The 14,776-nt window shown below is 42.2% G+C and carries 12 protein-coding genes; 4 read left to right on the top strand and 8 right to left on the bottom strand.

Translation table 11 applies throughout. The features are described from left to right. Nucleotides 1-3: 3 nt before the first annotated feature. Entirely contained in the window at nt 4-942 is a 939-nt protein-coding gene (locus O6P32_RS09200; RefSeq protein WP_269878156.1) for a phosphatase PAP2 family protein, read from the top strand. Nucleotides 943-1,060: 118 nt separating this feature from the next. Beyond that, nucleotides 1,061-1,957: a PfkB family carbohydrate kinase gene (locus tag O6P32_RS09195; RefSeq protein ID WP_269878155.1), complete on the top strand. Its 897-nt coding sequence runs from the start codon at nt 1,061-1,063 to the stop codon at nt 1,955-1,957. Between the two features lie 83 nt (nt 1,958-2,040). Here O6P32_RS09195 and O6P32_RS09190 read toward each other — a convergent pair whose 3' ends face one another. The 8 genes from O6P32_RS09190 to rlmN all read right to left on the bottom strand — a co-directional run bounded on the left by O6P32_RS09190 (nt 2,041) and on the right by rlmN (nt 11,996). Then, entirely contained in the window at nt 2,041-4,698 is a 2,658-nt protein-coding gene (locus O6P32_RS09190) for a glycoside hydrolase family 2 protein (RefSeq protein WP_269878153.1), read from the bottom strand. A gap of 180 nt (nt 4,699-4,878) precedes the next feature. Then, nucleotides 4,879-6,081 carry a sugar MFS transporter gene (locus tag O6P32_RS09185; RefSeq protein WP_269878152.1) on the bottom strand — a complete coding sequence of 401 codons (1,203 nt, stop codon included), beginning with the start codon at nt 6,079-6,081 and terminating at the stop codon, nt 4,879-4,881. 28 nt (nt 6,082-6,109) lie between these two features. Then, nucleotides 6,110-6,823: an IspD/TarI family cytidylyltransferase gene (locus O6P32_RS09180; RefSeq protein ID WP_269878151.1), complete on the bottom strand. Its 714-nt coding sequence runs from the start codon at nt 6,821-6,823 to the stop codon at nt 6,110-6,112. A gap of 1 nt (nt 6,824) precedes the next feature. After that, complete coding sequence (locus tag O6P32_RS09175) at nt 6,825-7,736, bottom strand: CDP-alcohol phosphatidyltransferase family protein (RefSeq protein WP_269878150.1); 912 nt, start codon at nt 7,734-7,736, stop codon at nt 6,825-6,827. A gap of 12 nt (nt 7,737-7,748) precedes the next feature. Then, nucleotides 7,749-8,768, bottom strand: coding sequence for a lysylphosphatidylglycerol synthase transmembrane domain-containing protein (locus O6P32_RS09170; protein ID WP_269878148.1), 1,020 nt, complete (start codon nt 8,766-8,768; stop codon nt 7,749-7,751). Then, the gene (gene pdxA / locus O6P32_RS09165) at nt 8,758-9,852 is read right to left on the bottom strand and encodes a 4-hydroxythreonine-4-phosphate dehydrogenase PdxA (protein ID WP_269878147.1); all 1,095 of its coding nucleotides are present in this window, start codon (nt 9,850-9,852) and stop codon (nt 8,758-8,760) included. The genes O6P32_RS09170 and pdxA overlap by 11 nt, the downstream gene beginning before the upstream one ends. A 10-nt stretch (nt 9,853-9,862) precedes the next feature. Beyond that, nucleotides 9,863-10,933, bottom strand: coding sequence for a DUF4837 family protein (locus O6P32_RS09160; RefSeq protein ID WP_269878146.1), 1,071 nt, complete (start codon nt 10,931-10,933; stop codon nt 9,863-9,865). A gap of 13 nt (nt 10,934-10,946) precedes the next feature. After that, nucleotides 10,947-11,996, bottom strand: coding sequence for a 23S rRNA (adenine(2503)-C(2))-methyltransferase RlmN (rlmN, locus tag O6P32_RS09155; protein WP_269878145.1), 1,050 nt, complete (start codon nt 11,994-11,996; stop codon nt 10,947-10,949). Nucleotides 11,997-12,390: 394 nt separating this feature from the next. Here rlmN and O6P32_RS09150 point away from each other — a divergent pair, with 394 nt between their 5' ends. Together O6P32_RS09150 and O6P32_RS09145 are read left to right on the top strand one after the other, a co-directional pair. Beyond that, the gene (locus O6P32_RS09150) at nt 12,391-13,488 is read left to right on the top strand and encodes a helix-turn-helix domain-containing protein (RefSeq protein WP_269878144.1); all 1,098 of its coding nucleotides are present in this window, start codon (nt 12,391-12,393) and stop codon (nt 13,486-13,488) included. Between the two features lie 174 nt (nt 13,489-13,662). Next, complete coding sequence (locus O6P32_RS09145; protein WP_269878143.1) at nt 13,663-14,763, top strand: DUF3575 domain-containing protein; 1,101 nt, start codon at nt 13,663-13,665, stop codon at nt 14,761-14,763. The last annotated feature ends 13 nt before the right edge of the window (nt 14,764-14,776 follow it).

The following is a 14,776-nucleotide window of genomic DNA, read 5'->3' as shown; positions in this document are numbered from 1 at the left end:
CCGATGAATACATTATACAATAAACCTACTGCAAGGGAAAGCCTGACGCTTGTCTTGTCTCTGGCAGCCTGGATGCTTGTAACGGCTTTATTTGTGGGAATACGTCCGGAACACATCGGAATGGGAATACTGATAGCTGCCCTTTTCCTGATCAGCTCCGTTACACGCAAACTCGTAGTAGCTCTTCTTCCTTTTGCCATATTCGGCATTTCATACGACTGGATGCGCATTATTCCCAACTACGAAGTAAATCCTATTGACGTACAAGGACTTTATGAAGCAGAAAAAAGCCTGTTTGGTATAACTACAGCTACAGAAGGGATACTGACCCCCAACGAATATTTTCATCTTCACAACTGTCCTGCAATGGATTTTATGGCTGGTATATTCTACCTGTGCTGGGTACCCGTACCTATTCTATTCGGATTAGGACTTTATTTTGCCAAACAACGTGCCATATACCTTCGCTTTGCTTTGGTATTCCTCTTTGTCAATCTGATTGGCTTTGCCGGATATTACATTCATCCGGCAGCTCCACCTTGGTATGTGATGAAATACGGATTCGAAGTCATACTGAATACTCCCGGCGATGTAGCCGGACTGGGACGTTTTGATGCAATGACGGGACTCTCTATATTCGACAGCCTCTATGCCCGAAACTCAAATGTGTTTGCAGCAGTTCCTTCACTCCATTCGGCCTATATGGTAATAGCTTTTTATTACTCACTGAAGGCTAGATGCAGCAACTGGCTACGAGGTATCTTTGCCTTCATTATGATTGGCATTTGGTTTACTGCCGTTTATTCCGGACATCATTACGTTATAGATGCCATACTCGGCGCCTCATGTGCCATCATCGGTATCGTGGTTTTCGAATATGGATTGATGAGAATTCCTGCATTTTCACGCTTCATTGACAGATATACTCACTACATTAACTGATAAAATCAGCCTGTAAATGAGAAATTTGCCATAAAATGAGATAAAACGACAAACATACATCTCTTAAAAGTCTAAAAAATTGCCTACCTTTGCGGGCAAATTTTTAGACTTTACGCCAATGAATGATATTTGTTGCATCGGACACATCACTTTAGACAAGATAATTACTCCGAAACAAACTACTTACATGCCTGGAGGAACGGCCTACTATTTTTCTCACGGAATCCGTCACCTACAGAACAGTCAAAATTATAAACTGATAACAGCACTGGCACCAAGCGAAATGGCTTCGGTAGAAGAGCTTCGCAGCAAAGGAGTAGAAGTAAAAGTGCTTCCCAGCAAGCATACTGTATATTTCGAAAATGCATACGGTGAAAACCAGGACAACCGTACCCAACGCGTATTGGCTAAAGCCGATCCGTTCACAGTAGAAGGCCTCGAAGGAGAAGAAGCCCGTTTCTATCATTTGGGAAGTCTGTTGGCCGATGATTTTCCGTTGGATGTTCTTCAATATCTGTCAAAAAAAGGTACACTTTCTGTCGATGCACAAGGATATTTACGTGAAGTAAGAGGAGAGAATGTTCACGCTATAGATTGGGCAAACAAAAAAGAAATGCTGCAATATGTAGATATTCTGAAAGTAAACGAACACGAGGCAGAAGTGTTGACCGGACTATCAGACTATCAACAAGCCTCTATCCGACTGGCAGAATGGGGAGTCAAAGAAGTTTTGCTCACATTGGGAAGTTCCGGTTCTCTGATTTATGCAGACGGTAAATTTTACAGAATACCAGCTTATCCACCCAAAGAAGTAGTAGATGCTACCGGTTGTGGAGATACCTATGTAATGGGATATCTGTATATGAGAAACAAAGGAGCTTCATATGAAGAAGCCGGCTGTTTTGCTGCTGCATTGTCTACTCTGAAAATTGAAAAATCAGGTCCTTTCTCCGGCAGTGAAGAAGAAGTCCTTCAAATCATAGAAAACAGTAATCTTCATCCAGAGATTTTATAACATAAAAAAAGAGTGTATCCATTATAAGTTATTCAGTGGATACACTCTTTTCTTTTATAATTATATAATGCTATTTTAAATCTTTACTCAAAATCGCTTTGCTGCTTCTCAACTTCCTTTAAACGCATTTTCTTCTGTCTATTATCATTGTCAACCTCTACACTCTGATGCTCTATACGGTATTTTTGTACAGAATGAAGCAGATTTAATTCTTCTTGATCGGCTATCCACTCTCCAGAAGCAGGATGAGTAGTAATCTCTATTTCTGCCAACTGAGGTGTATGAATACCTTGCCAACACATAGAAGCACGCACTCGAATCTTTCCCGGTACCGTAGTTGACTGCACTAACACAGGAGCAGTCCCCCACGAAATAGCCCTTGGATTAGTAAATGTACGTTCATCAGCCACCAACCGGCCTTCTCCTTCTATTTCAAATTTTATCATTCCGTTATTCAGGCGTTTGATATTTCCTTTTTCATCGGTTATAGCTGCTACTACTGTCACTATATCCGAACCATCAGCTACCATGTCCACTCCTTCATTGTCTACCCACAGCACTAATTTAGATGGACGGCGTGCTGGTTCCACTTTATGTGTAGCTACTACCTTGCCACCTACAAGTCCCTCTGCCAGCAAATAAGAATCAGCCTGTTTTGCTTCACGAGAGAGTGCCTTATCATCCATGACATCAAAAACCCCGGGAAAAGTAATTATAGGAGAAGGCATACCTTGTTCATCTGCCGGTTTACGATAAGTAAACGTTTTCCCTTCCTTACAATACGTCAACCGTACTTCTTCACAGTTACTATATACGGTAATATCTTTAGGTGAAAAAGGAGTCATGGCATGAGCAATATATACCATCGGACCATTCTCTGCTATTAAAGCCGGATTCTCTTGTACCGGACGCTGCGAACAAAACATATAATAAGAATATTTAGGTTGACGGAATGCATCCATTATCCCTCCATAAAACGGATCGGGATGATAACCTCGCTGATGATCGAACGAATGCCATAAACAACCACCTACATGTTGACGGGATGTACGATATAAAGCATCATAACAAGTATATTGATAAGAAGGCTTGGCATATCCCTGAGCCTGAATCAGCATTGGAACTTCTCCCCATCCTCTATATACCCTACTTGGAGAATTATGAGAATTCCAGTCATCCACGTTATCGCCCCATTCCCGGGTAAAATAACTGATTTTGGGATCCATTGTATCCGTATTAAACGCTCCTCCTGCTCCATTCAACGGATGAGTAAAATGAACCGGGAAATACTCGTGTCCTTTAGCTGTCACATCACATCCTGCATAACAATAAGGATAGGGATACTCTTCTTTCAGAATATTAACTACATTACAGGCAAAATCTTCCGGATACCAGGTTTCATTCAAAATGGGTTCCCATATCCATACAGAAGGATGATTACGGTCACGACGTACCATATTACGTATATCACTATATACACGACGCGCAAATACTGGTTCCTCATTCCAGAACTGCCAGCCTGGTGTATTGACAATGACAAAAAGTCCCAACTCATCGCAAGCATCCATGAATGCAGGATCCTGCGGATAATGTGCATTACGAATTACCCGAAGCCCTGCATCTCTCAGTTTTTTTGCGTCACGCCAGTGTAAGCTATTTGGCAACGCATTGCCTATCACAGCGAAATCCTGATGACGGTTGGCACCAATTAAAGGGAAAGGATAAGGTTTTCCATTCAGCCAAAATCCGTCCTTTCCTTTGAACTCAATACTTCGTATCCCTATTCTTCTGCGGTATCCATCCACCGTATCTCCATTCCGATCTTTGACATACACAAACAAATCGTACAAATAAGGAGAATCAGGTTCCCACAAATGAGGTTGCTGTACCTTCATTTCTGCAGACAACTGTTGCGCTTTACCAGAGCGGAGCTTTACATTCTTTTCGGTCATAGCTACCAGTTTTCCATCTTTATCGCATAAGCGGTATATCAGTTTGCCTGTAAACATTGCAGACGATGCATTTCGCAGATGAGCATCCAGACGGACCTGAGCTTCTACATCCGAGATATTTCCAAATGAAACGAACAAACCACCACCAGCTACTTCTTCCTCATAATTAGGATCGGTAATATATACTCTATTATGTGCCACCAGCCAACAATCACGGTAAATACCACCTAAATAAGCAAAATCAAGCATATCTTGTGCCTTACCGGGAGGATAAGAAGGGTCATCTGAATTATCTGTCCACACAGCAATCACATTATCCTGTCCATAACGGAGATAGGATGTTATATCTGCAATAACCGGAAGGAAACCTCCAAAGTGTTCCTTCACCAACTGTCCGTTTACCCATACCTTCGACTTACCCATAATTGCTTCAAAATGCAGGAAAAGCTGCTTTCCCTTCCATTCTTCCTGTGGGGTAAAATGCTTTCGATACCAGGCCTCTCCTTGATAATTGATGCAACCACTTGCCTCGTAGGGCAACAGTTCCAAGCCATGAGGCAAAGATACCAGTTTCCAATCCTTGTCTTCAAAATCTACACTTTGAGCTCCAGGCATTTTCCCACGTAAGAATCTCCAGGCGGGATTCATACTATAGGCACTACGTCCGGTTTCAGGAAGCTGATAGAAACCAGCAGTAGAAAAACGGGGTTGATACGAGGCAAAGGCCGAAACGGCACAAAGAACCAGACAAAAACATAAAAGCCTCAACAAATTGGTACAGTGTTTCATAAAATCATAAGATTAGCATCGGTAAATTAAAACATCTGCAAAACTATAGAATAAATAAACAGATACAAAAAGAGACCGTCTCAAAATAAAAAGAAGTTTATCATCTTGCGAACCATCTAGCACAGATAGTTTAGGATAATCTTTTTTACTTTGAAACGGTCTCTTTCTTATTCTATCGAATCAAGCTACAGACAACATTTTACGTGCATAGAACCATACAAATACATATGCACAGAAAGGAACTGCAAACGACCATACCATCGTAGTCTGATCGGCCACATATCCCATCAACAACGGACCAACTACTCCTCCCACCGGAGACATCATCAGGAAAGAAGAAGCACGCTTGGTATGGCTTCCCAGTCCTTTCAGAGACAACGCAAAAATAGTAGGGAACATAATTGCTTCAAAAGCATAACCGCACAGAAGAGCAACCAGCGAAATCAGTCCCACATCGAGCAGCACTACAAACGTAGTAAATACAACTCCGGTAGCACATACAAACAGCATTTTTTCTGCACGCACCCGACGCATAATCCAGCTACCGACAAAACGTCCAACCATGAACAGTCCCAATCCACCGAACGATAAAACCCAAGAGGCATCACGGGCACTCATCCATTTTTGTTCTACCACGTAGTTGATGAAGAAACTATTGATTGAAATCTCACCTATTTCATAAGCAAACAAAGCAAAAGCTCCAAACACAAACAGCTTATGCGACCAAAGACTGACCTTATGTCCTTCCGAATCCACTTCTATTGCATGTTCTATTTCCGGCAGTTTTACACGAGAAAATATAACAGCTACCAGCAATACTATTACTCCCATGCATACATAAGGCAAAGCTACACTTCCACTTCCCTCCTGCCCATCGCTGGAAAACAACATAAATCCTACCAATATCGGTGCACAAATACATCCCAGTCCATTGAACGATTGAGCAAAGTTCAGACGGCTTGCAGCTGTTTCCTTTGCTCCCAGTTCCGTCACATAAGGATTAGCCGCTGTTTCCAGAAAAGCCAGTCCACATCCGATTACGAACAAAGCAAAAAGAAAAGCATTAAACGAAGCAATATACTCCCCTGGAATAAACAGCAAAGCTCCTACTCCATAAAGAATAAGTCCAGACACTACACCTTTTCGATATCCGAAACGATTGATAAATAATCCTGCCGGAATTGCCATCACAAAATACCCCATATACATCGTTACCTGAATAAAGGCCGAATGAGCTTTCGTAATATCAAGCGCTTCCTGAAAGTGTTTGTTCATCACATCCAGAATAGCATGGGCAAATCCCCATAAAAAGAAAAGTGAGGTTACAAGTATAAACGGAATAATATACTGCTTGTCAACCAATGAAGTTCCTTTCGATTTCATTTTTCTACGTTTGTTGGTTTTATAATTATTATAGTTTTGTTTTTATAGATAATATGGCCTCAAAGACCAAAATATCATCAGGTACAGTCAGCTTCATATTCAGTCTGTGCCCCTTTGCAATATACAGCGGATACCGTTTCAGTTCTGCCATAAGTGTATAAAGCGACTGCGCACAGATTCCTTTTCTATCTGCTTCTTCATAGGCCTCTTTCAGGTCTTCCAGCCTGAAAGTATGAGGAGTCTGTGCCTTATACATCACTTCTCGCGGGAAATATTTTTCCGATGCCACACCGTCTGTACTGTACATTAACGCTTCATTATCCAATACAGCCGTTATAGCATTCCCTTTTGTTCGGCAGACCTCAATATTATCGGTAATAATCTGTGCAGAGATAAAAGGACGTACCGCGTCATGCACAAGTACAATTTCTTTCATATCGCACACTTCACACAATCCTTCCATTCCTGCCCGCACTGACTCATGACTACTTTTTTTCCCGACAAAAATATGTTTCAATTTGTCAATGCCATGTTTCTGAGCCAGTTCGCGCACAAAGTCTTCCCAACCCGGCACACAGACAACACCAATTTCATCTATTTCCGGATGCTCTTGAAAGGCTTTCAATGTATATAAAATAACAGGAACACCTCCCAGACATACAAATTGCTTTGGAGTATCAGTTCCCATACGGTCGCCCGAACCTCCAGCCATAATCAGTGCTATGTTCCTTTCTTTTTTCATTTCAACAATATGTTTTCTCAATATTCTTACATAAATTCTCGTGCTTATAGCGCATATAGAAAAACAGAACATTCAAGACTGTTATTTCGAACACAAAATACAGATACGGTTCTTTGACCAGCATCACGACAAAGAGTACCAGTGCCCTTGTATCAAAAGTCAGAATATTTGTGTATTTCATCAGCGGCTTACTTCCACGACGGAATTCTTCGCGCAACTCAACAGGCAAAGTATTTCCATATTTTGTCTTTAATGCTTTCAGTAAATGCTGACAAGCGGGCGACATTTGCTCCTGACTGCGAGTATATCGGATATAAAAGAAGAGATAAATCTTCTCGAACCATGCTTCTTTCCACAAAAGTTTTCTCATTTTCTCCTTCTGTACTACAGAAGAATCCAATTCACATTTATCGGCACCTTTCTGAAAGAATATATGCACATTGCGATAATAATCGGCCAGTGCACATTGCTTACTATGACATATCAGTCCGGCAAATGCTGCCAGCAACCAAATCCATAATCCCCATTCTTCATTCAAGCGCAAACAAATAAAGAAATAGATAGAGAAAAACCATACATCACCGGCAAATCCATCTAAGATACGTCCCAGCAGACTTTTCTGCCCCGTCATTCTTGCCAGTTGCCCGTCGGCACAGTCGTACCAGTTTGCCCATATCAGCAGGAAAATCCCCCAAAGCGTATGATACAAATCGTCAAAATAAAACATATATCCAGCCAATGCTCCCAGTACAATGGATATAATGGTCACAGCATTGGGATGTACATGTAATTTTTTGAAAAACAAAGCCCAGATATATCCACAAGAACGGGTCACGTAAATTTCAAAAAATCCTTCTGTATCCTCCGATTTCAGCGTAGACTTAATTCCTTTTTTCAACGATTCAAACGACATGATACTTTATAGCTATTTATATTCTTCACTTTCTACCGGACGGCGGTTACCAAACTTCATCAGTCCGATACCTACAACAATCCAGATAAGTTCGCGCACACGCATAATCAGTCCCATATATACTCCATAAGCATAAGGTAAGGCCAATCCTCCTACAGCTAAAGCGAATCCTCCCTCACGGGCACCCAACTGCATAGGTGAAAAGAAAAGAGCATTGGCAAACAGAGAAGTAAATGCCAATATCAGAATACAGTCCCAGTAACTGATTGCATCCGTAAAAATCAGCAAAATACAATAAATCTCTGCACACGAAAACACCCTTGCAAAGAATTCTGCTCCTAGCGAAGAGTAGAACGTAATACGATGCTTTCCATGCAACTCGGCTATTTGAGCATCTACCCGTTCCAAAGCATCTTTCTTCCGCTGTGCAAACCCCGTAGCCCAATTCCGCAGAAAAGGTACCTTTTGCAACAGTCCAATGCTTCGCATGGCAAGTCCCGAGCGATATCCTTTTGTAAAGAAATACACGCCACAGAGGCAAAACAGTCCGGACAAACCAAGAAAAGCAGACATACCCGTCGTAAGATAATCAAAATGCAGTACGACATACAGTCCGATAGAAAAGAGCCAAAAACAGAAATGAGAGAAAATATGCATCATCACATACAATATCACACTCGATGTAGCCTTTTCTACCCCCACATATGGAGTCAGTTCCATAATACGGTAAGGCTCTCCTCCCATCAATCCCACAGGTGTGGTTGCGTTCAGGGCAAAACCGGTTACCGTATATTTGTATACACGCCAGAAAGGAATTTTTCCCCCTTTGAATCCATCGTGTATAATAATATACCATGCACCTGCGTTCAGCACATAAATCAGCATCCAGAGCAAGACTACCACCGGAAACCAAAGACCAGCCCTGCGTACACTCTCGGCCAGTTCGGTATACGACACATCAAAAGTGAAAAGCATAACGGCTATTGCCGCTATGCCAAACACCAAAAATATATTTCTGTATTTATTCTTCATCGATAGAGTCCAACTTCAGCTTATCGCTGTCGTCACGTTTCTCATAATACTGTTTACGCAACGGACGCGCACTGATTTCTTCCTCTATACAGCGGTTACGATATACATCCAAAGCTACATAAATAGCCTGACGGAAGGAATCTTCCGAAGCAATACCCTGACCGGCAATATCGTAAGCAGTGCCATGTGCGGGAGATGTACGTACAATCGGCAGTCCGGCAGTAAAGTTTACACCCTCATCCATAGCCAACGCCTTAAACGGTGCCAATCCCTGATCATGATACATTGCCAATACTCCATCGAAATAGCGATAGTTTCCAGCTCCCATAAATCCATCAGCCGGATAAGGACCAAAACACTGAATACCTTTTGCTATCATTTCATTGATGGCAGGAATGATTATTTCCTGTTCCTCCTTACCAATCAGGCCACCGTCGCCTGCATGAGGATTCAAGGCAAGCACAGCAATACGCGGACAATCTATTCCGAAATCCTTTTTCAAGGAACGATGGAAAATAGCAATCTTTTCCATAATCAATTCCTTAGTCAGATGATTTGCAATCTCTGCAACCGGCACATGGCCTGTTACCAATGCAATACGGAAATCACCTTTCAAAAGAATCATCAATGCTTTTTGTCCCTCGCCCACACGTTCTTCAATGTATTCGGTATGTCCGGGAAAATGGAATGAATCCGACTGAATCGTATGTTTGTTAATCGGAGCTGTAACCAGCACATCAAACAAGCCTTCACGATATTCTTCCAGTCCTGCTTCCAAAGCAGAAAGAGCCGCTTTTCCAGCCTCCTGAGTAGGGCGGGTCAATTCCACCTTCAATTCATCATCTATACAGTTCACAATATTCACCCGGCCATCCTGAGCTTCCGAAGCCGAATTGATAATACTGAAATTAGTCTGAATATCCATTGTCTTACGATGGTATGCCGCTACTTTCGGTGAACCATAGATAATAGGTGTACACAATTCCAGCATGGACGGGTCGGAAAAGGTCTTTAAAATAACCTCATAGCCCACTCCGTTTATATCTCCGTGAGTAATACCTACCCTTATCTTACCTTCTTCCATTTCTATTTGTTTACTTGTTATTATTCTGTTCAGTTTCTACCTGAGCCTTCTCTTCATCGATGGAGTTGTCTACCGGAATTTCAGAAACCTCTTTTTCTGAAGGAAGTTTCAAGGTATACAACGCTGCATTCAGCTTACGGATCTGATCGCGTTTCAACTTACCCGGATTATAGACAAAACCTTCTACCACAATTACCCGGCCGTTGTTACGGTCTACACGCATATGCGATACAAAAGGACCACCCATTGCGTCATTCCGCATTTCCCACAAGCCACGAGCCTCGAAAGCATAATCGCCTTTTACGGCAATATTGCGTACATCCACAAAGATAGAATCGGCAGTTTCCATATACATACCTTCGCTGGCACCCGGAAGATTGATTTTCATTACCGAGTCACGTTTGTGGATAAAATATTCTTTTGTAAATGTATTCTTATCAGTATATGGGAATGCATACATTACAAAGTTCATATCATTCAGATTAGTAGAAGCCCAGAAGAAATCCTTGCCTTCCTTATAAGAAAGCATATCGGCCGGCATCCAGATGTCACAGTCGAAAAGACTTGCCACTTTAGAAGAAATCACCTGATTGTGTTTCTTTTCCAGTTGCTTCACTTCACGATTCATTTCCGCACGAGTGAAAAAATCAATAATCACCTGTCCGTTTTTCGATACATAATCAGCAAACTCAGCCTGAGTAGGTGCCTGAATAGTCATAATCATCTGAGGAGATGAATAAGCATCACGGGTATACTTAAATTTAGTCTGCGTATATGTGTTCGGGTTAATATCTACGATAATAATATTTCGGAACAGTCTCATCGTACGATCAAAATGCTCCGGACGTACACGTGAAATACGGAAAGAGCGTTCAGCCTGAGGCAATCCCGGAACATCAGTATCCAGCACATGAAACAAAGCGCTGTCCGGACTCATCCAACAATTGTCGTCTGCCACTACCATTACTTCATAGGGACGTCCGCTCGATACGGGTGTCATTATACTTTTTCCTCCTTCTTTACAAGAAGCCAGCACCAGTCCAACCAGTGCCATACATAAATAAAAGGATAAACGTTTCATATTTTTCTCTGTATTAAATGGTTTCATTTTCTTTTTCTGCCTGTTGCTTGGCAGTAGAGAGCATTCCGCAAGCTGCAAAAATATCCTCTCCTCTCGATGCACGAATGGTCGCAAACAGGCCATGCTGTGTAAGATAATCGCGGAAAGCAATCATCGAATCCGAATCGGTACCCTCCAGATCTACATTCGGAATGGCATGGAAACGAATCAGATTCATGCGGCAATCCAGTCCACGCAAAAGCTTAATCAACTCCTTGGCATAAATCAGACTGTCGTTTACACCCTTGAATACAATGTATTCGAACGAAAGACGACGTTGCTTGCTGAAATCATAACGGCGTAAAATCTCCACCATTTCCGTAATAGAAAATGCCTTTTCTGCCGGCATCAGTTCCCTTCGCTGTGCCGGGAAAGGAGAATGCAGACTGATAGCCAGATGACAATCGCTTTCTTCCAGGAAACGTTCCAGTCCTTTGCGCAGTCCCACAGTAGAAACAGTAATACGTTTCGGACTCCATTTATACCCATAGTCGGCCGTAAGTATTTCCAGTGCACGAAGCACCGCATCCAGATTATCAAAAGGTTCTCCCATTCCCATAAACACCACATTAGTCAATGTATCGCGTTCAGGAATCGAGTAAATCTGATTCAATATCTGTGTAGCGGTCAGACTATTGGTATATCCCTGCTTCCCTGTCATACAGAATTTACAGTTCATCTTGCAACCTACCTGCGAAGATACACACAGAGTAGCTCTGTCCGCATCAGGAATATACACAGACTCTATATAATCTCCTTCAGGAGTGCGGAAAAGATATTTCACCGTACCGTCTACCGAGCGCATTTCATGTACAGGAGCAGAAGCACCGATTTCATAGTTTTCCTTCAGGCGTTCCCGGTTCTTCAACGACAGATTTGTCATTTCGTCAATCGAGGTCACCTTTCTGTCGTAAATCCATGCAGCAATCTGTCCGGCAGTAAACTTCGGCATCCCCAAATCGGAAACAATCCCCTGTATTTCGTTCAGAGTTTTCCCCAATAAAGGAGTTTTTGTCATATCCATTTCTTTTCAAATCTATATATTAGCGTACAAAGTTACCGAAAATCTGTGGAATATCCTTATAAAAAACACAGATTAGCACAACCTATTATGATTATTAAAAGATTAGAAAGGAATACAACCCCAAAGATCCTCTTCATATCGCACATCTACATAAACAGCAAACATCAGAATCAAGTCACATAAACCATCCCATTCAAAAAAAGGGGAAACGGGCAGATACTCCCCATTAAAAACTGTTTATCAACCCTATTTCCATCACATCTTACTCTGAACATACAATCTGTCAATACAGAATTACAACAAACAAGAGCCCATTTTCCATATCATTTATCAAAAATAATTTATAATTTTGCTTCATCAAACAAGGACAAGTTCCATAGAAAAACACATACACATGAACTATCAGCTATACCAATACTCTCTTTGTTCAGCCATTGCATTGATGCTCTTTTTCTGCTTTTACTTCTTTTTTGCCAAGACTCCGGAAAAAGAAATATTCAACAACTATCTCCGTTCGCGAAGAACAATGGGCGTGGCACTTCTGGCACTATCTGCAAATTATTCCGTACATTTATTCTGTGGAATACGATTCATCAATATAAATGCCGCCATTCTGATGAACCTTTCCACCTACTTCCTGTGTTACTGGCTTTTCAGTTCAGCGCTCACTTCACTTCTCGACCGTTCTTACATCACGCCAAGACGATTGCGGACTCATATTTGCCTTTGGATTGTATTTTCTACTCTTTCCGGTACAGTGTTGTTTCTACTCCCCAAAGGAATGATACAAAATATAGGCTTACTCGCCATGGCTGTATGGCTGATAACTTACGGAATTATCTTAGCCCGAAGATTGATACTGACCTACAAACGGGCTGTGCAAACTTTAGATGAAACACATTCCGACGATGTGGCAGTATATGTACACTGGATGTCCGTTTTCACCTATTGGGCTGCTATATTTGGAGTAGGATGTGGACTTCTGACTTTCCTACCCGATGAATACATCTATATTTGGATTTTGTCATCCATACCGTTTTATATCTATCTTTTTTATTCTTATCTGAACTACCTGTTATTCTACGAACAGATAGAACGTACCCTTGAAGATGGAAAAGAAACAAGTTCCACAGACGAAACAATACCCGAAAAGGATATTCCACAATATTACGAACACATTGCCCGCAACCTGGAAAACTGGATAAAAATGGAGACCTATACCCAATCCGGGTTTACTATCAATGATATGGCTAAAGCACTCGGAACAAACAGGACTTATCTAAGTGCATATATTAAGGAAAGATACAATCTTTCATTCCGGGATTGGGTTGCAAACCTCCGTATTGAGTATGCCAAACAAATGCTGAAAGAACATCCGGATATGAATATAAAACAAATATCAGAAGCTTCCGGCTTTCTTTCAGTAAGTCATTTCATCAAGACTTTCACCGAAAAAGAAGGTTATACACCAGCCAAATGGAGAAAACAATAAGAGCAAAGACATACAAATAAAATTACTTTCACAACAAAAAAATGCTCATGCAACAATTATAAATTGTGCTAATCACAAAAAGAAGAGTATTTACAAAAAAATCCTTCCACTTTTTGGGGTAGATTTTAGTTTTTCTTAACTTTGAGAAAGCAACAAGTTATAATTCTTATCATTATGAGCAAAAGAATCTTTTTTCCGGTTCTGTTTCTGTGGCTGATGGTAATAGTTTCTCCTTCTGCCGCACAGCAGAAAGCTGATACGACTTACACCTTCCGCTTCGTACAGAAAAAAGGTATGTTTTATGTACCTTTCGAGAACAACAGTCGGGAGCTTACACGACTTATAAAATGTATAGAAAGTAACAAATCGGATATTGCAAACGGACAGTTACCGCTGTACGTCGATGGTTACTGCAACTCCTTAAACAGTGAAGCAAAGAATCTGGCCACGGCGAAGATCCGTGCCAACCGTGTGAAATCCGAACTGATTACACGCGCGGGAATAAAAGAGGAGAATTTCATTACCCGCAACCATGCAACTGAAGGTGATTTCGTCACCGTGCGCATGACGGTACCGGTAAAGGAAACAGCCGCGACGGATGCGGAAGCGGAAGCACGACGCAAGGCGGAAGCTGAACGACTGGAAGCCGAGAAGCGTGCCGAACAGGAACGGCTTGCCGAAGAGCAGCGCAAGGCGGAAGAAGCCCGACTTGCCGCTGAAAAGGCAGAAGCTGAGAAAGCCGCTCAACAAAACACACTTGCCGACACTCCGTCGGAAACCAAAATCACAAATGATTATCATCTCTCCCTGCGTGCCAACCTGCTGCGCTGGGCTACCCTGACACCCGATTTAGGACTTGAATGGCGTATCTGTCCGTCGTGGGGCATTGCCGTAAACGGCTCGTGGACTTCATGGAGCTGGAGCGACAAAGACCGCCGCTATGCACTCTGGGAAGTGGCTCCGGAAGTGCGTTACTATATGGGTGAGAAGAAAGCCTGGTATCTGGGTGCGATGTTCAAGGCGGGCGAGTTCAACTATAAACTTTCGGATACAGGCAAGCAGGGCGACCTGATGGGTGGCGGCATCACTGCCGGCTACCAGCTGCGGCTGAACAAGGCATTAGATCTTGATTTCAACCTCGGTCTGGGCTACCTGAATGCCGACTATGAGAAATATGAAGTCATTGACGGTGTGCGAGTACGCCGCGGCAACGAGACAAAGGACTGGTGGGGCCCCATCAATGCCGGTGTGACATTGGTATGGAAGTTATTCTAACTCGGAGGAATCG

Source organism: Phocaeicola acetigenes, assembly GCF_027529745.1.
In the GTDB taxonomy this organism is placed as follows: Bacteria; Bacteroidota; Bacteroidia; order Bacteroidales; family Bacteroidaceae; genus Phocaeicola; species Phocaeicola acetigenes.
This window is presented reverse-complemented; position numbering and strand designations above follow the sequence as displayed.